This window comes from Bacteroidota bacterium, from assembly GCA_023957335.1.
Lineage (GTDB): Bacteria > Bacteroidota > Bacteroidia > NS11-12g > UBA955 > JALOAG01.
Window position 1 is genome coordinate 239,830 of the sequence record JAMLHC010000002.1, and the last position, 22,733, is coordinate 262,562.

Here is a 22,733-nt window from a genome sequence, read left to right on the forward strand (position 1 = left end):
GAAAAAAAGATGGTTGTAAACTGCTTTGTTTCAGTTGGCGAACCTATTAGGGTACAAGTCAGTGAAACCTATGCACCTTCTGAAGACGGAAAAAACAATTTTATAATTGGGGCAACAGTAACCCTTCTGGATTCCATAGGCGGCATTTTAGATGTTTTGATGAGCGATACGACAAACGGTAGTTATATTTCATCAATTATCGCACTTCCTTCAACAACTTATTCTATTGAGGTTAGAGATGATTCTAAATCATATTATTGTACATCACAAAGCAGAACCCCCGGTTCCAAACCTTCATTTACCTCAGATACCTCACATATATTTTATCAAGGACGTCCGGATTTTTTTCAATTTAAAATTAAACTATCCGATAAGCCCGCAGAAGACAACTATTATTTATTTTATTGTTCCCGAACATACTATGAATACGTATACACTCATGGGCAACTCACTGATTCTTCACTCAAGACAGAATTTTTGAACCTCAATACAAATGATTATTGGTTTATCAGAAATAACAACACGCAATACTCAAAAAAAGAGTTATTGTTAGTCGATGACGGATTTAAAGGCTTGGTGGCTTATCCCAAATTTGGGACATTCTTAGCACCAACCAAAACCGCAGATGAACGCACAGTAATGATTACGTTGTATGTAAGTTCTTTATCCAAGGAGCGATACCTTTACACCAGTTCACTGAACGAATACCTTTTTTATCAATCAGACCCATTTTCTCAGAACACATCTGTTTTCTCCAACATAGCTTCCGGTTATGGCATCTTCGCTTCAGATTTTACCGATAAGATTGAATACCATTACTAAAGCCTAATATTTGAAATATTCCGGATTACTTGATTTCTACATCATAAATTTTGGCTTCAAGCCCCGGCAACTCTGTTTCCGACTTTTCAATTTCGTCAGCATTGTCGTCAAACTGAGCTCCATTAGTTGTTACGCGCAGCAGCCCTTTATCTATTTTTTCAAAACTTGTGGGCAGGGTTTCATCACAGCTATTGTAATCAATAGATCTGACTAAATTCCATTTTTGATTTGAGAAACTAAATACATCCATTCTGGACCAGCAGCTTTGAAACCAATAAGGAAAAAACACAAGTTCATTATATCCATCCTCATTGATATCATCCAGCACTTTCACTTCGCCACCTAAACTTTGTTGAATATAGATAGGTGGAAGAGTATTGCCAAAACTAACTTTGGTGATGCAGGGTCCATTGCAATCTTGCGGATTGTCTTCATTAGAATCATTCACAATAGGTGGTGTAATGAATATAGAATCCTGAATACTGTCATTATTAATATCTGAAATAACTATGTTTCCAGTATTCAATCCTTCAACTTGAGACTCATTCCGATTCATGACCTGAGAAGCAGAGTCCGCGCTGCCACTTTCGTCATCTATTGTTGAATTATATTTTCCATTAATACAAGATTGTAGTCCAAAATTGCAAAGCAATAAGAATGCTGTTAGCAATCGAAAAGCCGATTTTTGCATAATAAACATCTGATTATCTAACCCTTACACGATTTCCGGCACGGATTGTTGCATTTTGAGAAATTCCATTCAGTCTGCAAATCTGACTGATGGTGGTTCCATATTTCTTAGATATGCTATATAGTGTTTCACCATGCTGAATAGTATGGTACTTCCCTCCACCTCCGTTAGTTGAGCGCTTAGTCGGTTTGTATTTAAGGTAATTAAACAATGTAGGTTCAATCGTTAATTCATCACTGGCAATGTCTGCATACTCAAAATCAAAGATGTTTTCCGGATCAAACGCAACACCTCTAAAACGTATTTCAAAATGGAGATGAGGACCGGTCGAACGTCCGGTATTACCACCCAAACCAACACAATCACCTGCTTTCACGATATCACCTATAGCCACATTACGTTCGGACATGTGTGCATATATGGTTTCTAAGCCATTGAAATGCCTCACTACAACAAAATTACCAAAAGTAGGACTGTAGGTAGAAATTCTGACCATGCCATCAAACATATTCAATACAGTATCGCCAATATTGAGTCCAAAGTCTATGCCCTTGTGATGCCTTCCCCAACGTGGACCAAATGGAGAGGTTTTATATAAACTTTTTAGTGGGAGTGAATATTCATCATTTGGACTTATAAACAGACAAACCGGAAAATCGTAAGTAATCTCTTTGATGTCAAATTGATATGGGTCTACCACTGAAGTATCCCAATCAATAAAAAACTCATCAACCGGTCCAAATCTGAAGTTTTCATCTGAATTGTCTGATATAATGGGTTCGGAATAGGACGAGTTTTGAGCAGAATCTTTATCAATCGCCTTCCAAAAAGAGTGTGAATTATTGGCAGCAGTTGTATCAATCATTACGTTGAATGCTTTTGCCGAGTGAATTGATAATAGCGCAAAAAGCACTATTGAAAACAAATTAATGAGGTTTATAGAGTATATTTTCTGCTTCAATCTTATCATTTATAAGCTGTGCTTTAAGCTCATCTAAACTGTCAAACTTTCTTTCTTCTCTCAAAAGGTGCACAAAATTCACTTGAATTTCCTCACCATAAATTGAGTTTGCAAAGTTAAAAATATTTACTTCAATTGAAAATCCTTTTTCAACAATAGTCGGATTGGCTCCAATACTCGACATTCCAAAGTATTTTTTTCCATGAATAACAATGCTCACTGCATACACTCCATGAGCCGGAATTAGCTTATGCATGTCCTTGATTTGTAAGTTTGCCGTAGGAAAACTCAAAGTTCTGCCAAGTTTTAGACCGTCAACTACTTCAGCAATCATAATATAAGGGCGCCCTAGTAAGTCATTGGCGGTTTTTAGATCTCCATTCAACAATGCTTTCCTAATATTGGTTGAGCTAACCGTCATTTCATCTGCTTCTTGGGCTCCGATTTGAACCAGATCAAATTGGTATTTTTCTTTTAATGAATTTAACAAACTATAATCCCCGCGCCTATGCTTGCCAAAGCGATGGTCATATCCAACAACAAACGTATTTACATTAAACCTTTCAAATAAGATATCACGTACAAAATCCTCCGGTTCGATAGAAGCAAACTCCGGATTGAAAGGAATCATCACAAGATTGTCAAGTCCGGCTTCCTCAAGCAATACAATCTTTTCTTCCATAGTAGAAAGTAATTTTAATTCACTTGGATGTGTATTCAAAACATGGCGGGGATGCGGATAGAAAGTCAATAGCACTGTCTCCCCTCCTACTTTAGAAGCTATTTCTTTCATGCGTTCAATAATTTTGCGATGTCCCAAATGGACACCATCAAAAGTGCCTTGGGTTAGCACAGCATTCTTAAAAGTATCTTTGAACGGAAGTGAGGTAAATAGTTTCATTTTACTTTCATATAATCTCCCAAGCCTTCGATTGTAAAAGCATCTTCTAATCTAAAATCTCCGATTTGGGTACGGCATAAACTGTTCAGGTAAGCTCCGGTTCCTAATATTTCTCCCAAGTCATGGGCAATGCTGCGAATATAGGTTCCTTTGCTACATCTAATCATAAAGCCTATTAACGGAAAATTAAATTCAGTAATTGCAAATTCATGCACTGTAACTTGACGCGATTTCAACTCAAGTGTACTCCCTTCTCTGGCATACTTATATGCTCTTTTTCCTCCCACTTTGATAGCAGAATAAATGGGGGGCACTTGTTCTATAGTCCCGCTGAGTTGTTTGGCAGCTTGCTCAACCTGTGTAAGAGGAGGAATAGCATAACTTTCCGTAGGTTTAGGAACAGTTTCCAAATCATAGGAATCTGTTGTAGCACCCAGCACAAACGAGCCTGTATAAACCTTCTCTTGTGCTTGGATAGAGTCGATTAATTTAGTGGTTTTGCCTGTGCAAATAATAACCAGCCCGGTTGCTAATGGATCGAGCGTGCCGGCATGCCCCACTTTTGCAGCCTTGATTAGGAAGCGAACTTTCTTGACAACATCAAAAGAAGTCCAATGTAAAGGTTTGTTTAGAAGTAAGATTCCCTCTTCAAGAGGTTTGTTAACGGGAGTATTAGCAATCATTATTCTTCTATCAAAAATTTCCCCGTTATCACCTGTGAACTACCATTTTGCATAATTTGATATGAATAAACACCTGCATTCAAATTAGCAATGTCCATATAAAATCGGTAACGACCGCTTTGTTCTGCTGTCCGGCTTTCGGTATGCACTACCTTCCCGGTTATATCAATAATGCGAATTGAAAATTTACCTTTGTTCACAAGGAATAATTCAAGCTGCAAGATATCTTTTGCCGGGTTAGGAAAAGCATTGACAATCCTCGTCTGATGCATTATAGTTGGCGTTCCCACATTCTTGTCATTAACCGAAATTTTGTTGATCCAAGTACTATTTTTGTTGAATTTATCTCCAAAAGAACCCGTAGTCCAAAATGTTCCCGGATGTCCATAATCTCTTTGAATACCGGTATAATCTCCCCATCTTTCAATTGAATCAGGGAGAAATGTATTGATCAGTCCTACCCCCTCTTTCATGCGAATAATTTCGCTATACTCCTTATTATCATTCATATAGACAATAGATGAACCCGGAAAGTGATTCTCAGATGCATGCGAAAAAGTGATGATAGCATTGCTGTTCCATTTGCCATCCCCTGCATATACCATACTCGGATAAGCAAGGTCTAATGAATCATCAGAAATAATGTTTCCTTTGACAGACGGACTTGCATAAACATTGCTGATGGTTCCGTGATAGATGGCGGAGCGGTTGTTTTGAAAATTTTTGGTAGTTTGCACATATTGAATTTCATTGTTATGTGTAAAACCTGAAAGCACACGTGCATCGTTGGTCTGCAATCTATATCCGGCTTGAGGTTGATATGCATCCGGTGGCAATCCGTAAGGTTTATCGGTTGTCAAAATTTTAACTGAATACACCGGTTTACCATCTAAAAGATTGTTGTGAATCCTATGTAAAAATAGGGTGTCGTTTTGTTTGTCACTCGGTCTGACAGACAAAAAAAACATTCCTGCTTTAAATTGATTATACCCTCCGGGTATTCCACAAATATTCCATATATATTTTCCACCCATTTGTATATCACCAATCAAATTAGCACGTAAAGAATCTCCTTGAAATCCATCGCTTTTGTGCAGCTGCCAAATGACTGATTGAGTAAATCCAACTGTCCAGTCAACACTATCCTTTACAATGTTCACTGTGATATATAAATCTTGTTCAGAAAGAGAAATGACAGGATAGTCAGACCATGTTTTCCCGCCAAATGGATTTCCATTTAACTCGTAAACATTCCATCCTTCAAGCGGGTTATCTGTTTTTGAAAATGCAACAATAATGCGCGTATCCGAGCTTTCGGAGCCTTCCAAATACACGATGATAAATTTATTGGCAACATCATCATACACTATTTTAGGATCATAGGACCTGTCCAGAATTCCAACACCACTACCCGGTCTGTCATTGCCCACAGAGCGCGGGAATGCCTCCAAAGACCAATTTTTAAGCCACTTACCGGTATCGTTATACACTCTGATATTGGTATTAAGCACACTCACGACCCATCCGGAACGGGACACCGCAACATTATTATCATTGGGAATACCTCCGCCAATTGAGCCTTCAAATCCTTCTACAACCATAGGGATAGAGGCTGTTCGTCTGTTTGCTTGCCTGCTATTATATTGTACTCCTTGAGCAGTACGAATTTGATTTACTTCATTTTTATGACTCACCTTTTTGCCTGCAGGTTCAGGCATAGCTTTAGAGATATAATAAATTCCGGTAGGAACATTATAGTTATCATGAGGGTTAAATTCGTTGAGTAGCCCAAATTTCAAACCTGTTTTTACTTTATAAGTCAATGAATCCTGTGCAAATGTTGGCAATGCAAATACAATGAACATCAACAGAAGCAATGGATTCAATTCATTTTTTTTTCTCATCCTAAATTTTGTTTTAACAAAGGCAAATTTATATAATGGCAAGGGTATTTGAAAGTGTACCATCATCAGTTAATTGTCTTTACTCCCATGTGGTACAGCGCAAAAGCATATTTGTCGGCAGCTTCGTCAATTAGCATAGAGGTTGGTTTGCCTGCACCGTGTCCGGCTTTAGTTTCAATACGGATCAAGGTAGGATTACTGCCATCATTCACCGCTTGCAGTGCTGCCGCAAATTTAAATGAATGTGCAGGAACAACTCTATCATCATGATCTCCGGTGGTAATGAGTGTTGCCGGGTAATTTACCCCTGCTCTGGTATTGTGAACAGGTGAATATGCCTTCAGATAGTTAAACATTTCTTTTGAATCATCCGCAGTTCCATAGTCATAAGCCCAACCGGCTCCAGCTGTAAACTTATGGTATCGCAACATATCCAAAACTCCCACGGCAGGCAAAGCTACCGCAAACAAATCCGGTTTTTGGGTTAAACATGCGCCTACCAATAACCCTCCATTTGAACCTCCGCTGATAGCCAGCTTTGAACTACTTGTGTAGCGTTCTTGAATCAAATATTCTGCTGCTGCAATGAAATCGTCAAATACATTTTGTTTTTTCATTTTGATTCCTGCATCATGCCATTCTTTTCCGTATTCGCCTCCTCCTCTCAAATTTGGCACTGCATATATCCCGCCCAGTTTGAGCCAAACCGCCACTGCCGGGCTAAAGGAAGGTGTAAGATTAATATTAAAACCACCATAACCATAAAGCATAGTCGGATTTTTGCCGTCTTTGACCAAGCCTTTTTTATGCGTAATCATCATGGGAATTTTTGTGCCATCTTTACTTTTAAAAAACACTTGATAACTCTCAAAGTCATCGGGGTTAAAGTCTAATTTGGGTTGTTTGTAAATAGAAGTTACACCATCTTGTGGATTGAGAGAATAGATTGTACTTGGACGTATAAAATTGGTAAAAGAGAAATACAATAGTGTATCTTCCCAACGTCCATCAAATCCTGCAGTAGTCCCACTCCCTGGCAGTTCAATTTCTCTTTCTTTGACACCATTTGTATTGTACTGAACTACAAATGAAAGCGCATCTTTGAGATAATTTGCAAACAACTTGCCGGCACCGGTACTAACTGATAGTGGCATATTTGACTCAGGAATAATAACTTGTGCACTTTTCAAATCGAGTTTATTTTTATTGACTTTCACCAATTTCTGATTAGGTGCATCTAAGTCGGTAACTATGTATAAATTGTCTTTATCAGTATGAACTACTGCGTGATTATTATCAAAATTACCCACAACAGTCTTTAATGGAGCATTGTTAATTCGTAAATCTTGGACATAAATCTCGTTTCCGGTAGTGGATTCAGCAGCAGTTATAATCAAATAATTTTCATCTTCGGATACAGTACCATCAATATATCTGCGAGGTGTTTGGCTTCCTCCAAAAATCAATCGGTCACGCTCTTGTTTGTCTCCTAATTTATGAAAAAATAGTTTGTGTTCAGTAGTTTTGCCCGAAAGTTCGCTTCCCTCTTTGGGTTTGTCATAACTGCTGTAATAAAAACCTGTATTTCCTTTCCAACTTAATCCTGAGAACTTTACATCTTTGAGCGTGTCATCTAAAATCTCTTTGGTGAGAGCGTTCCAAACAATGACTTTGCGCCAATCACTTCCGCCTTCACTTATTTGATAAGCCATTAGGCTGCCATCTTTTGAAAAACTTATGCCTCCCAAGGAGGTAGTACCGTCTTCCGAAAAAGTGTTAGGGTCTAAAAACACTTCAGGTTCAGCATTCTCTTTTTGTCTATACAAAACAGATTGATTTTGTAATCCATCATTTTTGAAAAAATAGGTATAAATTCCCCTTTGGAAAGGTGCAGAATAACGTTCGTAGTTCCATACTTTTTCAAGCATATCTCTTAATTGACTTCTAAAAGGAATCGTATCTAAATGACTGAAAGTAAGTTTATTTTGAGCCTCAACCCATTTCGCAACTTCAGGGTCTTGGTCATTTTCGAGCCAACGATACGGGTCCTCGACCACTTCACCAAAGAATGTGTCTTTGACTTCCACTTTCTTGGTTTCGGGATAAATATAGGTGTGCATATGTATTGTTTCCTTTTTAGTCTTTTGTCCACAAGCAGTTATTCCGATAACAGCCATAATAGAAAGAACAGATTGAGTAGTAATGGTTTGTTTCATGCGGTAAAAATAGGGATTGTGGCAGACACCACAAGAGATTGATGCATATTTTGGATAAAAATAAATGCCATGTTCACGTATCAGTGATTTGGATTTAGCTCAAAATATCTTCCACATCTTGTTTGTCAATATTGGCAAGCCAAGTACCTGCATCTACAGCAATCAAATCATTTGCAAGTTGTTTTTTGCGTTCTTGCAACAAGATAATTTTTTCTTCGACTGTTTTTTCGGTAATGTATTTGTAAACAAAGACTGGTCTTTCTCTTCCTATCCTATGTGCTCTATCCATTGCCTGTCTTTCTACAGCGGGATTCCACCAAGGATCAACTATAAATACATAATCAGCAGCGGTAAGATTGAGTCCGACTCCTCCGGCTTTGAGTGATATAAGAAAAACTTGGCATGTATCTGATTCCTGAAATTTTTTTACTTCTTTGTCTCTGGTTTCAGATTTCACAGCTCCATCAATGTATGCATACGCGATTCCTAACTCTTCAAATTTATCTTTGAACAGTCGGAGTTGTGTTACAAACTGTGAAAACACCAAGACTTTGTTCCCTCTATTCACAATATCTGAAAGGTTTTCGACTATGATGTTAAATTTTCCCGAAGCATCTTTAAAATTTTCATCAATTAAAACGGGATGATTGGCAATCTGCCTTAATCGGAGCAGCCCTTTGAGAATATGCAACTTAGATTTCTCCATCCCTCTTTCTGAAATGGTTTTGAGCAATTCATTACGGAAAAAAGATTTGGTTTTTTCATATAATTTTTCCTGTTCAGGTTCCATATCGCAATAAACAATCTGTTCGTGGCGAGGCGGTAATTCTTTGGCAACCTCTTCTTTGGTACGCCTCAGAATAAAAGGTGCTACCAATTCTTTTAATTCAGCACGTTTGGCAGTATCATTCTTTTTTTCAATCTTTTGGATAAAATTAGTTTGAAAACGGGAATAATTTCCAAGAATTCCCGGATTGGCAATATTAAGGAGTGACCATAAATCCGAAATAGAGTTTTCTATCGGAGTACCGGTCAGTAATATTTTCTGTTTGGCATTTAGCTCGGAAGCGGCTTTTACAGTAATGGAGCTTTGATTTTTCAGATTCTGAGCTTCATCAAAAACGATTGCATCAAATTTCACTCTTCCAAAAACATCTCTGTCATTTCGGATTGTGCCATAAGTGGTGATAATCACTTCAAAATCGTAAAAATATTCCCAGATATACCTATTGCGCTGATTTCCGGCATAGATAAAATGGTGGAGTTCTGTAAAATGTTCGATTTCATTTTTCCAATTATGCAGCAAAGAAGTAGGGACAACAACAAGAAAAGGTACCTTTCTTTCAGATTCTGCATGACTATGCATGTCCTTGAAAATCTGTGTCTGGCTTCTACTTTCAGGACGCTTATTGAGTATAAACCATTCAAAAAATGCAAGTGTTTGAATAGTTTTACCTAAACCCATATCATCTGCAAGCAGTCCCCCAAAATTATTCTCGTTCAGTGCGATCAGCCATTGCAACCCGGTCTGTTGATATTTCCTCAATTTTGTCTTAAGAGTAATTGGAACATCAACATGTATCGCCTTGTTGTATGCTTCTACCATTGACTTCATCTTTTCGCCAGAGCGATTAATACCGATATTATCAAAAGCCTCCAAAAGTCCATAATGGTATTTTCCAATTCTCAATTCATCCTTGGAATCTGTGGCACAATCTAGAATGGGAGACAATTTTTGCATCCATTCCTGCGGTATAATTGCTATAGAACCATCCGGCAGCGTGAACATATTATTGTTATTGAGGATATTTGTCCTGAGCTTTTTGAATGGAATTTCGACAGTCCCAAATCGCACCATGATATTGATATCAAACCAATCATTGCTATCCTTAACTACATAAGTTAAAACAGGCGTAGCCAGACAAAATGGCTGTTTGATTCCATCTTGATTAATTATAAATCCTTTTTTTTGAAGCGCAGGGAGAGTAGTTGATATAAAAGTTTCTAAGGATAAATTCTCGGGCAAATTAAACAACGCACCTTGAAAGTGATTGATTTTATTATTTGCCAACTCTTTGATCATCAAATTTTCCCATTCTTTATCTCTTTTAAAAACCTTAATGATCCAGTCTTTTGCGCCTTTCTCCAAACTTGCCTTGCCATCATCAACAACATGCATTGGATATGTCAAATCACCATAAACAAACTCCAACGATAAGTTAAAGTTTGAATTAAAAGTGAGAAAATTAATCTTTGCCTGTTTTGACACTTCGACCGTTTGCACTTCAATTTGCTTTGTTTTTAAGGTATGGGTCAGTGCCAGAGGCAAAATGAATTTATTTAAGTATAATTCCTCTGAAGCTTTTGGCACTACAATTTGCTCTTTATTAAAGAAGGTAGCGATTTTGCGAGCATCCGTTTTGGATGAAAAATGATGAATTTTATTTTCAATCAGGATATAAGCCGGAGTGTTAACAATCACAACATTCTTTGCACTTTGAATTTTGACTTTCTTTTTGTTATCAAATACCTGAGCATAGTATGTCATTCCATTGTCTGTCCTATCAACACAAAAAACAACTTCACTTTGGTTTTCATTGACCAAAACGGGAATCCATTGATTTACAATTCCACTTCCCCAATAATAAATGGTTCTCCCCTGAAGTTTGAGTAATATTTTGGTGATTTTCTTCTCTAAATAAGGTCTGATAGTCTGAGTAACCAGTTCACTTGTACAATATTTTTCGAGAAACTCTTGTGACTTAATGCGTTTTTTACCTTTGTAAAACAAAGTAATCAATTTCTCAATTTCATATTCTTCTATAATTTTCAAGATTGAGATATCATCGGGGGACATTCCATAAAATTCCGCATTTTGGATTCTTACTTTAGAAAAATTCATTGAAAATTCTCCGCTGGCAAGTTGTTCAACAGCCTGAACCTGTATAATAAGTCCTAATTGCGGATGGGATTCAAGTGAGAAAACTATTTGAAATTTGGCTTGAGTTTTAGAATAATTATGATGGTTAATTTGAATCACGTCAATTATGAATTAGCAGTATAAGGGGCAATAAAACCCATGCAATATTAAGCATTAGAATTGACCAAAAGAAAAAAATGTACGAAAACGACAAAAGAGTCCCTTAAGCAAGGACTCTTTTGCAAATTGATATTCGTGCCTTATGCGAATTATTTAGCTGCGGCAGTTGCTGCCGGAGCATCAGCTGTAACAACCGCTCTTGTTATTTTACAAGAAACGATCGCATTTTCTTGTGCATCAAGAATCTGAAAATTATTGGCAACAACATCTTTTACTTTGATGGATTGTCCAATATTCAATGATTCTATGTTCACTTCGATTGAATCCGGAAGATTATTTAATAATCCTTTTACCTGCATCTTGGAGATTTTCTGAATTAATTTTCCACCTGCCCTTACGCCCGGTGCACTACCAACAATTACAACAGGGATGTTAACTGTAACCGATGTTTTATCATCAACTTTCAAGAAGTCGGCATGGGTAATTACATCATTTACAGGGTCAAATTGAATGTCTTGTAAAATGGCATTAAATTCAGTTCCATCAACTGATAATTTCACCTTATATGTATTCGGTGTGTAAACTAAATTTTTGAAATCCTGACGGTAAACAGTAAAATGTTCAAGAGCATCTTTACTGTACAATACGCATGGCACTTTACCTTCATTCCTTAATGATTTAGCGGATTTCGTACCTAATTCTGCTCTTTTTTCGCCTTTTAATAATATGGTTTTCATTGATCTGAAATATTTCGTTTTTTTAAATTAATTTTTTTTGAATCACGTTGTCTTTCTTAAATAAGGAACTGATAGATCCGTGTTCATGTACTTGTCTAATAGCCTTTGCCAATAATGGAGCTACACTAAGGACTTTGATTTTGGATGACTCTATTTTTACCGGGATGGTATCACAAACAACTAATTCTGTTAAAACAGAGTTTTCAATATTCTCCAATGCTTTTCCAGACAAAACAGGATGTGTAGTAACTGCTCTCACACTTTTAGCACCTTTGTCCATCAGTAATGCGGCAGACTTGCACAAAGTTCCGGCTGTATCTACCAAATCATCTACCAATACAACATCAGCACCACTGACATCACCTATCACTTGCATTGAAGCAATTTCATTTGCTCTTTTTCTTTCTTTATCACAAATAATCATAGGGCAATCCAATGATTTTGCATATTCACGGTTACGTGCAGTAGAACCCACATCAGGAGAACCTATGGTAAGATTCTCTAACCCAAGTGAGTTAATATAAGGAATAAAAATAACCGAAGCGTCCAAATGGTCAACAGGGATATTGAAAAAACCTTGAATCTGAGGAGCGTGCAAGTCCATAGTAATCACACGATTTACACCGCTTGCAGAGAGGATATCAGCAATCAATTTTGAACCGATTGACACTCTGGGTTTATCTTTCCTATCTTGTCTTGCATAGCCGAAATAAGGAATTACGGCTGTAATATAGTTGGCTGAGGCTCTGCGGGTTGCATCTACCATCAACAATAATTCCATCAGATTATCTGCGGGAGCATAAGTAGATTGAATGATAAACACATCGCAACCTCTAACCGATTCATTAAAACTGGGCTGTATTTCACCATCGGAGAATTTTGAAACAGTAACATCACCTAAGTCTTTTCCATATGATTCTGCCACTCTCTTTGCAAGTGCAACAGAACCTGTGCCTGAAAACAATTTAACCGGATTGATAATTGATGTCAATTCTATTTTATTAAGTGTTTATCCTTATATAATTTTCAAAGTTGCCCGAGCTGGATTCGAACCAACACTAACTGAACCAAAATCAGTCGTCCTGCCATTAGACGATCGGGCAAAATTGGGGTTGCAAAAATAAGAATAAATTTATGCTTTACAAATGCTTTTAAAATAAAATAAGATACGGGTGTTTTAAACCGTTTTTATTTCCTTTTCCTTCTCGACAAGAAGGGATTCAATCCTCTCTATATAAGAATCAACGAGTTTCTGCACTTGAGTTTCAGCCTCTTTTACGCTGTCTTCGGCAGCACCTTCTTTTTGAGCATTTTTGAGACGTTCGTTTGCATCTTTACGCAAACTTCTGATTCCGATTTTGGAATTTTCAGTTTCTTGTTTAGCCATTTTCACTAGCTCAACACGTCTTTGTTCGGTCAAAGGGGGAATGTTTATGCGAATCATTTCTCCGTCATTTTGAGGATTCAAGCCCAAATTGCTGTTAATGATGGCTCTTTCTATGTCGCCTATAATGCCCCTATCCCATGGCTGAATAGTAAGTGTCCTTGTTTCGGGTGCTGAAATATTGGCTACTTGATGAATTGGAGTTGGAGCACCATAGTATTCCACCATCACTCTTTCCAACATTTCGGGTTGGGCTTTTCCAGCACGGATTCTGCCTAACTCTCCTTGGGTATGGCGAATATTCTTTTCTAATCCCGACTTTAATTCTTCTAAAATCTCTTTAATCTGTTCCATGTTTATTTCAGTGCCTGCAAAAAAACGACCTTTTAAGCTAAAAAACAAAGACACTATGACTGAAAATCAATAAAATCTCTTTAACCACGGAAAAATAGGTTTATGAATCAATATGCCTAAAAGGTGCAACCAAACTAAAACGCCCAGCACGAGAATAGGATATGACAACTTATTAAAATGCCATGCATCTGCAAAATCAAAGTGCATCAAATGCATTACTCCCCTGGTCAAACCACAACCGGGGCATTCAATATCTAATAAAACCTTACTGGGGCATAAGCTTTGCCCTGTATCAAAATAATTACCCGGAAGTAATAGCAACAAAAAAGGCACTGCCAACAACAATGTCAACAATGCCTTTTGTATAGTTTTCATGTAACTTAGTCTTGACCTGTTACAACTATTAATGCGTGTATGGCACCGGGAACCCAGCCTAGAATTGTTAAAATCAAGTTAAGCCAGAACCTGGATGTAACTCCGTTATCATATAAAAAAACTGCTACGGGAGGAATAAATATAGCTAAAATGATAAGCAAAACAGGGTCAAGGGCGCCACCTTTCGTGTTCTGAATAGCTTTTAAATAAGTGGTTTTTGAAAAGGTTTTAGAAGTAATTACCTCGTTATGGGTTGTGAGGTTATTAATCTTCTTTGCTTCTTTCATAAATTTAACAATGTTAAAGGGCTTAACCTTTACCGGTTGTGTAATAAAACTATGGTCAACCATAGGCTGTGTAATAGACGGAGTTTGATTTTCCGAAGTAGAATTTTGAATATTGTTGAGCACAACTACATTCGATGTGGGATTAACAGTGCGCGGCTTTTCTACCTTACCATCCGCTTTTTGATTGGTTACCCATTCAAAATGGAAGCCTTTGTTGTACTTTCTTTGAGTTAGAGAGACGGAGCTACAAGAGCTTAAAAACAAAGCTGCTGCAACGATTAGTGTCAGCACGCTTAATGAGTAATTTGATTTAAACATATTTTTGATTTTTATTGCTGCAAATTAAAGCACTCTATTCAAATATCTTGAATAGAGTTTTGTTTAACTGCTTGACTTTTCTTTGGGTTTTGTTTGTAGTGCTAAAAGAATAATCGCTTTGATTTTCTTCTACTTTGATAGTGAAATTTATATCTTTAAAAATTTGTCTCAATTCTGTTAAGGATAAAGTAGACGAATGTCTTGATATAAATTTTCTCTTATTATTATCTATAAATATTAGCTTTGTATTTTTAGATTCAACTTTGATTACAGTGTTTGAAAAAGTGATTTTGTTAATGTTCTTAACAGGTTTGTTTTTAATAATGCTAAAATTAAATATAACTTCGGATGAATCAATTCCTTCAATATAATTATAATTAAAGGTAAAGTCAATTAGAAGTTTAGAGTCTTTAGATTTCATTTTTAAAGGTTTGATAAAGTATAAAACTCCTTCTTCACCTTTATAAAAGCTAACATAAGGTTCTCCATGATAGTTATTTGGAGAAACTGAAGTGAAAAACAAGAAAATTGAAGTTAGCAATAGCGAGATTGTAAATCTAGGTTTGATAGTTTTAATCATTCTTATATAATTTGCTGTTAAGAAACTCAAAGTTTAATTTATCTATGCTAGTTGTAGAGTCATAGCTTGATGTTATTATATAAATTAAGTTATCGTTAAACCTTCTAAAGTATTCAAATATGTATTGCTCTTTGATTTTGTACTTATTGAATATGAAGTCCTGAGTTTCTACTTCTTCTATTGGTTCGGAATCGGTAATTCTTGAGTTAAATACCTCTTCAAAACTTGTCTCGAATGGTAGCCCTATATATGTAGTGTAATTTTTAGCCGTGACTTTCTTAAACAAAGGTATTTGGCAATCCTTAGATTTAATAATTTTTTCAAACTCTGAGATATCTTGTTTTTTGATATTACCAATGCTTTCTCCTTCATCTAACTGGTAAAATATTTTGTTAAATAAAAGTATTTTATTATCTTGGTTGCAGTTAGAATTATTACAACTTATTATTAAGCTGATAGAAAGTAAATAAAATATAATTTGCAATAGGGACTTCATTTTAAGATAATTTTGATAAAAAAAAGAGGCTGTGATAATCTCAAGCCTCTTTTTTGATTTCTTGATTTACTTTAATTAATCTCCAGTAACTATTGTTTCATAAATAGTAACTATGCCCAGAATATTTGTGGTCTTAATATCAACTGTTGATACCTTTGTTATTCCTGCACTTCTTGCGGCTTTTTGAATGCCAGCATCTTGAGCGAAGAATAAAATACTAAAGAAACCTGTTGCAGTTGCTGTTCCAACTTTCTGACCAACAGGATTACTAGTTGCTGTTACAGGTAAAGTTAGTGAACAACTTGAAAGGCCAACAGACATAACTGCAATTACGGAAAATACCACGAGAAACTTACTTAATTTTTGTATCATAATATTTATTTATTTGTTGCTTGCAATATTATGTATAAGTTTACTACCGTCCAACACAATTTTAAATTATTTATATATCATTGATTGTGAATATGTTAATATCTATTAATATGAATATTTCAAATCAAATTCCCTGCTTTAGGTTGTAAAAAGACTTAATTGTTGATTGTTTGGAGGCTTCTTTTTTATAAAAGGATGATTTATCCATTCCCATAAATCTATTTTAGTGTAGAGATTAACTCTATTTAATCCCACCAAATTGGACAGATGCCATTGGTACTTTGCCTTATTCCGAAGATATTTCAACAAAAGAATAGTAATTTATGGGGGTTAAAACCAAAAGTAAATAATAGATAAAACAAAAAAGCCCGAAAAGCATTGATAATAAAAGAAAACAGCCCGAAAAGCAAAAAAGCCAGACCCAAAACGAAAAGTTAATTTACTACCATTTTACTACCATTTCTCGACCATTTTTACGCCATTACAGCGTATAACTACCATTACACCGCCCGAAACCCCGCAAAAGGTAAATTAGCAAGGCAGAAAAGCCGATTGAACCACCCCGAAAGCAGCTTTTTAGGGCTGCTTTCGGGGTGGTTGAGCGGAAAACGAAAAATACCAATTGGGGGGTGTAATGGGGGGTGTAATGGGGGGTGTTTGAGCGAAAATAGGTACAGATAAACATACCACTTTCAAGGCGATATGTAGGGGTTTAATGCCCTTTTTGTGTGATTTAAAGAAATTAAAAAACAATGAATATCAGTTAGTTACAAAACAATGTGTTTAAAAACAGGCTAAAAAAGCGCGGAGAAAATAAGTGTGGTTATTTTGTATGTCCAATTATATTGATAACACCATTACTGCTTTCTGTTTTTATCACAGAGCCAAGTACACGCCATGCGCGATGAATATTTCGCAGTTTAAAAGGTTGGTGTATAAGAGTTCCATCAGGGTATGTTTCCTTATTGGTACTGTACGCCCAAACTTCCTCTTCTTTTTTTTGTATGCGCTTCGTTACTCTGTTCCAGTCGTCTCCGTACTCAACCACATAATTACATCCGGGAACAAATCCGTCTTTAAGATCGTTAATTGCTTTTAGGGCGAGAATACAGCCGCTCGGATACTCTTTCATGCTATCTCCGTAATGACGTATAGCAGCAGTAGCACCCGGAAACCAATCTCCAGCATCAATATATTCTACTCGTGAAGGGGATTCATTTCCATTAGCTGCCACAGCCGAACCGCCTATACTTTCCACATCATTATATAGTGGTATCAGGTTTTTCTTCAAGTAGGTGGCGGGCGGTCCGGCAGCAATATTACCCCTGCTCTCATCATCTTTTAGTAACATCTCTCCCTTGCCAGTAAGTAGCCATACAGGGTTTACCTCTGGGTATTTGGCAACAATAGTTGCTAATGTGTCCGAACTCAGGGATTTTTCTCGTGCTTTCCCCTTAAAGTTTCCATAACTAATACCAAGGTCTTCAAAAAAAAATTCCTTGCTAATGCCTTTAAAATCAGGGATTTTTAGAACCCTTTCCTTTACGTTAGAAAAAAAAGTTGCCATTTGCTTGTTTGTTGGTAAAAATAGTTACTATATTTGCACCCTGTTAGGCACAGATACGAAAAGCAAAAGTATGAAAACAACACAAAAAACCTACTACAACCCGCAAACCATTCAGTTTCTCAGAGAGAAATACGGCTTTAAACCTAACTATATACGAGCTTCTATAAGGGGCGACAGGAAAGGTATTATTCCAACTAAAATAAAGAAGGAGTATGAACGTATCGAAAAACAGGTAGCCGAAACAATTAGAAAAAACAAAGACGTGATTTAATATGCAGGCAGCAGCTACATATATAACTATTGACCAATGGCAAGCCGCAGGCTTATCCTATGACCAATACAAGTGGGATAAAAGAGTGGGCAAGCTGCAAACCGAAACTAAAAGGTCATGCAGAGGCAAAAAGGTAAAAATCCTACTCGAAAGCATACAAGACGATGCCAAGAGGCAGGCTATACTTGATAAATTCAAAGCCCCCGAAAAAGAAGCCCGCTACACCACCTTTATAGAGCGCATAGTCTTAGACCCGGAGGCGCAGGCGTTTTTCGCAGATAAAAACAAGGCTTGCGATGCAAAAGGCAACGAGCTACCTGTCGCCAAACAAAAGACCTATGTACTCAATGCCTCCATATTTAACCTGCTCGAAACAATCTATGCCGAGCAGGAAGCCGAACGCAAACGTTTTGGCACTTCCATGCGCGGCTTTTGGCATGAAGCCGCAGAAACGCTCACAGCAATACAGAACGAAGTACCCCACACCATAGGCTGCAAAAACCATGTAAGCCTTAAAAGGGCTTATGAGCAATACCTTGACAGGTCTTACTCCTTTTTCCTGAAAGGTTGGGGCAACACCAATGCCCAGCTAATCACAGACGAAATAGAGGACTGGTATGTAAACGAGATGAGCCAAAACAGGCTGTCCGCCAACATGACGTATTTCAAATACTTAGAAGAAGCCCCTAAACGTGGCTGGTCTTTAAAGATAACTTCAAGCGCATTTGAAGCCCGCATGGCGGAAGAAAGGAACCGCACCAAGATACAAATGGCACGTTGGGGTACTAAAACCCACCGCAACAAAAAAGGTCAGACATTCAAGTTGCGAAAAGCCGAACACAGCAACGATCTGTGGGTGGGAGACGGTACATCATGGAACTGGTACTACAACCAAGACGGAAAGCCTGCAATGGCAACCACCTATTTTGTAATGGACTCACTAAGCCGCAAAATGTTAGGTTGGGCAACCCTCGCAGGCATCAATAAAGAGAATATGCACCTGCAATTAGAGGCGTATCGCCAAGCCCTCCGAAATTCAGGTGCAAAACCCTACCAATTGAAGTACGACAATCAGGGAGGACACAAAGGCATAACAGCAGCAGACTTCTACTCACGCCTTGCAACCGTTCACTTCCCCACTCGCGCTTACAGACCGAGCGGAAAACGTATAGAGCCTACTTTTAAAGATTTTCAGACTGTAAAGCTCGCAGAGATGCCTTTCTGGACAGGTTTCAACCGCAAATCACACGCTAATCCTGACTATGCGCCCGACATGGAGAACATTACAAAGTATGTCCACCTCCTGCCTAACTATGAGCAACTGCTTCAACTCATCGATATAGCGATAGGCGAGTGGAATAACCTAAACTACAACAAAAAGGGCAGCCCCAACGAGATATACGAGCGTAGCCGCAGACCTGACGAGAAGCCTATCACGCTTGACGAACTTGCAGAGTTGTTTTGGGACATTCAGGGACCAAAAAAGTACCACCCTGTCGGCATCAGCTTGCGATACAAAGGCGAGGACTTGCTTTATGAGGTTTATACCGACAAAGGAGATGTGGACTACACTTTCCGCAAAAACTACCTCAATCAGAAGTTTTATATCAAATACGACCCTGACGGAGAGTACCCCGACATTGACCTGTTACAGATACACCCGACAGGCGGCTATCAGACAATTGCAACCGCATCACCCAAGCGCAGCGTGAGCGAGAGTGTTCGCGGACTGAAAGACGGAGAGCGCGACTGGATAGACCGCCAAATGAAGATGGAAGACAACTACTACGCAGAACTACAGGCAGAGCTTGAGAGCATAGGCTACAGCGATGAGCAGAAGTTCAGCAGGTGGATGGATAAGCTAAATCCGCAACCATCGCAACAACAAGCCACAACACCAAGCCTATACGGAGACGATGAAGACGAAAACCAACCTATGACCATAATACAATAACCCACATGACACACCCAATCCTCCTCCACGCCAAAGAAGTAATGCAAGCCAAAGGGCTAACACCCGCAGACTTGGCTCGCACAACAGGCATAAGCCAGTCAGCTATAAGCCAGCTTTTTGCAGACAAATATCCGGGCAAGACGGACGAGATGCTCCGCAAAATAGCCGATGCCACAGGCTACAGCACCAGTGATTGGAGACTGCTTTCAACCCCCAATCTCCGAACCATTGAGCGACTCTTTGAAGATGCCCGCCAAAACAGCCGCATGATGGCAATCTATGGCGAAACAGGCATGGGTAAATCCTCCGCCCTCACATGGCTCAACAGCAAAACACAAAACAGCTACTACGTTCTTGCCGATGTGCTTATGAAACAAAAAGACCTGTTGCGAGCAATCCAACGCTCACTTGGGTCAGACCACGAGGGAACAATCGTTGAGCGGGCAAACGACATAGTAACCCGCCTACTCGCCAAGCACAAGCCCACCCTCATCATAGACGACATCGGCAAGCTGCGCGAACACCCCAAGTGCTTCTACCTGCTTCAACTCATCTTCGACCGCACAGAGGGTCGCTGCGCCATAATCCTTGCAGGAACAAAGGCATTTCCCTCGTTTATTCAAAAGCAGGCAGCCCGCGACTGCATGGGTTTCCGTGAGCTAAAAAGGCGCATAAGCTACTGGCAGCCACTCAAAGAGCGTGTAGAGCTATCCTTTGTAAAAGCCGTTTGCGAGCAACAGGGTATCACGCTCCCCTCCGCCATTGACTATATCGCCAAAACCTGCACCAATTACGGAGATGTCCGCGAGCTAATAACCAATTACAACCGCTACGCAGAGATACACGGCAAGGTAGCGGAGGACGAGCAGCAACAGGTTCTTTCATCACTCAAATTTGGCAACCTTTCCCTATGACCAGAGCCGTCAGCATATCACAACTGTACAGCAAAAAGCGCAAGCTGCTCCGCCTCGCGGGCGTTTGGCACGAACTGCTCGGTGTCATAGAGCGTAAAGGCTCAATGATTATTTGGGGTCAGAGCGCATCGGGTAAGAGTACCTTTACAGGGCTGCTCGTAAAGGAGTTGTGTCGCTTGGAGCGTGTCCTTTGGGACGACTTTGAAGAGGGTGACAGCTACACACTCAAGCTGTCCTTTGAGCGGGTAGCAATGCAAGAGGTTAGAAGCCGCGTGGTGCTGCTTGACAAACTGCCCCTTGCAGACATTCATAAGGTGCTCGACAAGCCCAAATCACCCAATATTATAGTAGTAAACTCCCTGCAACACGCACAGATAAACAAGCACGACTACCTCGAACTAACCCGCCAGTACAGCACTAAGAAGTGGATATGGTTGAGCCACGCAGAGGGCAAAGAGCCTGAAGGGAGGCTTGCCCGCTTTATTCGCTACGACAGTAATGAGAAAATCTACATAGAGGGCTTTACCGCATTTTCCGCCTCCCGCTCCTCTGCCTCTGTCCCCCTCGCCTTTGTCCCTGAATTAGCAGCAAAATATCACGGCTTAACATTCGACCAATTCAACCAATTACCCACTAAACCCAATAACCCATGAATAAACCAACACTAACCCCAGAACAAGCCATTGAGCAAGTCTGCGCACTCACAAGCATGACCCACGAGCAGTATCACAACCACGTACTCACTCTGGGCACATCACACTGTAGAAAACTAATCCACCAACACCTTGGCGTAATTGCTCACGGGGTGCTTGAAGTAATAGTAGAAGATATTGTGTCAGAACTCATAACCAATCATCGCTATGGTTGGTGGGCTTATTTTCAGAACGTATGCTATAGCAGAAATAAGAGACTCGTAGAAATATGCGGACATCTGTCAGACCGTACCGAAAAATCATTTGTAATGCGAATATGGATTAACCAGTTGCAGCATGACCGTATTAATACATATCCCAGTCATTTGGGTTATAACAGAATGTTGGCGGCAGTGTTTAACAATCTATTCGTCCAAAAATCTATAAGCCCACAAAACCATGATACTAACTAAACGCGAACGCGAATTTTCAGACGTGTTGTTCGACACCGTCTTTCAAACATTAGGTGTTAGTCGCGCTCAGCTCATCGGTTTGAATAGAGGCGGACACTATCCTGATTATAGAGCTATCTGCTACTATCTATTGCGCAAATACACAAAAATAACATTGAAAAGAGCCGGTACATTATTTGGAGGCAGGGACCATTCCACCATTATCAATGGGTTGAAACAAGCAAATGATTTTATTGCAACTCACGACAAATTCTTCACCCAGAATTTACACTTGGTAGAGACAGAACTCTTGAAAATACTTCGCGCTCGAAAGTGGTTGTTCACCGAAGATCAAAACAACGATATAAATGAACTCATAGCAGAGAGCTCCAACAGGCTGTTGGATAGCGAAACAATTCAGAGCAATATATATAATCTGCTCAAAGATAAACATAATCTATTACTCAATCTCAAAGAGATACTTATATACAAGACCAAAGCGGATGAGTTGCACGATCACCTCATGCTGCAGATTAGTCGCATAGACAAAAAAATAACAATGATATTACATCAATAAAGCCCGAATTATGGATAACATAAACAAACCCGAACACTACACTTCCGGAAACATCGAAGTGATTGAATACATCAAAGACAAGCTAACCGCAGCGCAGTTTGAAGGCTATTGCATTGGCAATGTGCTTAAATATATATCAAGATATCGACTGAAAGGAGGTGCGGAAGACTTGAAGAAAGCACAGGTGTATCTTGGATGGGCAGTTGAGGTCGCCACAACTATTGAAAATTTTCATAAACTCTAAA

General features: G+C 38.7%; 24 protein-coding genes and 1 tRNA gene. 8 read left to right on the forward strand and 17 right to left on the reverse strand.

The genetic code is table 11. The features are described 5' to 3' along the window. Positions 1 to 9 precede the first annotated feature (9 nt). The gene (locus M9892_04355; GenBank protein ID MCO5253583.1) at positions 10 to 822 is read left to right on the forward strand and encodes a DUF4249 domain-containing protein; all 813 of its coding nucleotides are present in this window, start codon (positions 10 to 12) and stop codon (positions 820 to 822) included. 25 nt (positions 823 to 847) lie between these two features. Here the strand turns inward: M9892_04355 and M9892_04360 are convergent, their stop codons facing one another. The 17 genes from M9892_04360 to M9892_04440 all read right to left on the reverse strand — a co-directional run bounded on the left by M9892_04360 (position 848) and on the right by M9892_04440 (position 17,688). Continuing rightward, on the reverse strand, positions 848 to 1,513 hold the full coding sequence (locus tag M9892_04360; protein ID MCO5253584.1) for a hypothetical protein: 666 nt from the start codon (positions 1,511 to 1,513) through the stop codon (positions 848 to 850). 13 nt (positions 1,514 to 1,526) lie between these two features. Further along, on the reverse strand, positions 1,527 to 2,483 hold the full coding sequence (locus M9892_04365; protein ID MCO5253585.1) for a M23 family metallopeptidase: 957 nt from the start codon (positions 2,481 to 2,483) through the stop codon (positions 1,527 to 1,529). Further along, the gene (locus M9892_04370) at positions 2,440 to 3,375 is read right to left on the reverse strand and encodes a bifunctional riboflavin kinase/FAD synthetase (GenBank protein MCO5253586.1); all 936 of its coding nucleotides are present in this window, start codon (positions 3,373 to 3,375) and stop codon (positions 2,440 to 2,442) included. Before M9892_04370 ends, M9892_04365 begins: the two co-directional genes overlap by 44 nt. Next, on the reverse strand, positions 3,372 to 4,058 hold the full coding sequence (gene truB, locus M9892_04375; protein MCO5253587.1) for a tRNA pseudouridine(55) synthase TruB: 687 nt from the start codon (positions 4,056 to 4,058) through the stop codon (positions 3,372 to 3,374). Before truB ends, M9892_04370 begins: the two co-directional genes overlap by 4 nt. After that, positions 4,058 to 5,962 carry a T9SS type A sorting domain-containing protein gene (locus M9892_04380; protein MCO5253588.1) on the reverse strand — a complete coding sequence of 635 codons (1,905 nt, stop codon included), beginning with the start codon at positions 5,960 to 5,962 and terminating at the stop codon, positions 4,058 to 4,060. The genes truB and M9892_04380 overlap by 1 nt, the downstream gene beginning before the upstream one ends. Positions 5,963 to 6,027: 65 nt before the next feature. Then, positions 6,028 to 8,082: a prolyl oligopeptidase family serine peptidase gene (locus M9892_04385; protein ID MCO5253589.1), complete on the reverse strand. Its 2,055-nt coding sequence runs from the start codon at positions 8,080 to 8,082 to the stop codon at positions 6,028 to 6,030. Between the two features lie 190 nt (positions 8,083 to 8,272). Then, complete coding sequence (locus tag M9892_04390; protein MCO5253590.1) at positions 8,273 to 11,218, reverse strand: SNF2 family helicase; 2,946 nt, start codon at positions 11,216 to 11,218, stop codon at positions 8,273 to 8,275. Between the two features lie 149 nt (positions 11,219 to 11,367). Next, positions 11,368 to 11,955 carry a 50S ribosomal protein L25/general stress protein Ctc gene (locus tag M9892_04395; GenBank protein ID MCO5253591.1) on the reverse strand — a complete coding sequence of 196 codons (588 nt, stop codon included), beginning with the start codon at positions 11,953 to 11,955 and terminating at the stop codon, positions 11,368 to 11,370. Between the two features lie 22 nt (positions 11,956 to 11,977). After that, positions 11,978 to 12,934, reverse strand: coding sequence for a ribose-phosphate pyrophosphokinase (locus M9892_04400; GenBank protein ID MCO5253592.1), 957 nt, complete (start codon positions 12,932 to 12,934; stop codon positions 11,978 to 11,980). Positions 12,935 to 12,987: 53 nt separating this feature from the next. Beyond that, positions 12,988 to 13,058 (reverse strand) — tRNA-Gln (locus M9892_04405). Positions 13,059 to 13,132: 74 nt separating this feature from the next. Continuing rightward, positions 13,133 to 13,693: a ribosome recycling factor gene (frr, locus tag M9892_04410; protein ID MCO5253593.1), complete on the reverse strand. Its 561-nt coding sequence runs from the start codon at positions 13,691 to 13,693 to the stop codon at positions 13,133 to 13,135. 66 nt (positions 13,694 to 13,759) lie between these two features. Further along, positions 13,760 to 14,068 carry a DUF2752 domain-containing protein gene (locus M9892_04415; protein MCO5253594.1) on the reverse strand — a complete coding sequence of 103 codons (309 nt, stop codon included), beginning with the start codon at positions 14,066 to 14,068 and terminating at the stop codon, positions 13,760 to 13,762. A 5-nt stretch (positions 14,069 to 14,073) separates the two neighbouring features. Further along, positions 14,074 to 14,265 carry a YqaE/Pmp3 family membrane protein gene (locus tag M9892_04420; protein ID MCO5253595.1) on the reverse strand — a complete coding sequence of 64 codons (192 nt, stop codon included), beginning with the start codon at positions 14,263 to 14,265 and terminating at the stop codon, positions 14,074 to 14,076. Positions 14,266 to 14,707: 442 nt separating this feature from the next. Further along, positions 14,708 to 15,253: a hypothetical protein gene (locus M9892_04425; GenBank protein ID MCO5253596.1), complete on the reverse strand. Its 546-nt coding sequence runs from the start codon at positions 15,251 to 15,253 to the stop codon at positions 14,708 to 14,710. After that, on the reverse strand, positions 15,246 to 15,749 hold the full coding sequence (locus tag M9892_04430) for a hypothetical protein (protein MCO5253597.1): 504 nt from the start codon (positions 15,747 to 15,749) through the stop codon (positions 15,246 to 15,248). Before M9892_04430 ends, M9892_04425 begins: the two co-directional genes overlap by 8 nt. Positions 15,750 to 15,824: 75 nt before the next feature. Beyond that, complete coding sequence (locus M9892_04435; protein MCO5253598.1) at positions 15,825 to 16,121, reverse strand: TRL-like family protein; 297 nt, start codon at positions 16,119 to 16,121, stop codon at positions 15,825 to 15,827. A gap of 823 nt (positions 16,122 to 16,944) precedes the next feature. After that, positions 16,945 to 17,688, reverse strand: a complete 744-nt coding sequence (locus tag M9892_04440) for a S24 family peptidase (protein MCO5253599.1) — start codon at positions 17,686 to 17,688, stop codon at positions 16,945 to 16,947. A gap of 70 nt (positions 17,689 to 17,758) precedes the next feature. On the opposite strand from M9892_04440, the gene M9892_04445 reads away from it, so the two are divergent. The 7 genes from M9892_04445 to M9892_04475 are packed head-to-tail and all read left to right on the forward strand — an operon-like array spanning position 17,759 to position 22,732. Beyond that, positions 17,759 to 17,959, forward strand: a complete 201-nt coding sequence (locus tag M9892_04445) for a hypothetical protein (GenBank protein MCO5253600.1) — start codon at positions 17,759 to 17,761, stop codon at positions 17,957 to 17,959. 1 nt (position 17,960) lies between these two features. After that, a complete protein-coding gene (locus M9892_04450) occupies positions 17,961 to 19,913 on the forward strand; it encodes a hypothetical protein (protein ID MCO5253601.1) in 1,953 nt (650 codons plus the stop codon). Between the two features lie 5 nt (positions 19,914 to 19,918). Continuing rightward, on the forward strand, positions 19,919 to 20,827 hold the full coding sequence (locus tag M9892_04455) for an AAA family ATPase (protein ID MCO5253602.1): 909 nt from the start codon (positions 19,919 to 19,921) through the stop codon (positions 20,825 to 20,827). Continuing rightward, entirely contained in the window at positions 20,824 to 21,480 is a 657-nt protein-coding gene (locus tag M9892_04460) for a hypothetical protein (GenBank protein ID MCO5253603.1), read from the forward strand. The genes M9892_04455 and M9892_04460 overlap by 4 nt, the downstream gene beginning before the upstream one ends. After that, a complete protein-coding gene (locus tag M9892_04465; GenBank protein MCO5253604.1) occupies positions 21,477 to 21,932 on the forward strand; it encodes a hypothetical protein in 456 nt (151 codons plus the stop codon). Before M9892_04460 ends, M9892_04465 begins: the two co-directional genes overlap by 4 nt. Continuing rightward, the gene (locus tag M9892_04470) at positions 21,919 to 22,488 is read left to right on the forward strand and encodes a hypothetical protein (protein ID MCO5253605.1); all 570 of its coding nucleotides are present in this window, start codon (positions 21,919 to 21,921) and stop codon (positions 22,486 to 22,488) included. The genes M9892_04465 and M9892_04470 overlap by 14 nt, the downstream gene beginning before the upstream one ends. Before the next feature lie 10 nt (positions 22,489 to 22,498). Continuing rightward, the gene (locus M9892_04475) at positions 22,499 to 22,732 is read left to right on the forward strand and encodes a DUF3310 domain-containing protein (GenBank protein MCO5253606.1); all 234 of its coding nucleotides are present in this window, start codon (positions 22,499 to 22,501) and stop codon (positions 22,730 to 22,732) included. Position 22,733: the final 1 nt, after the last annotated feature.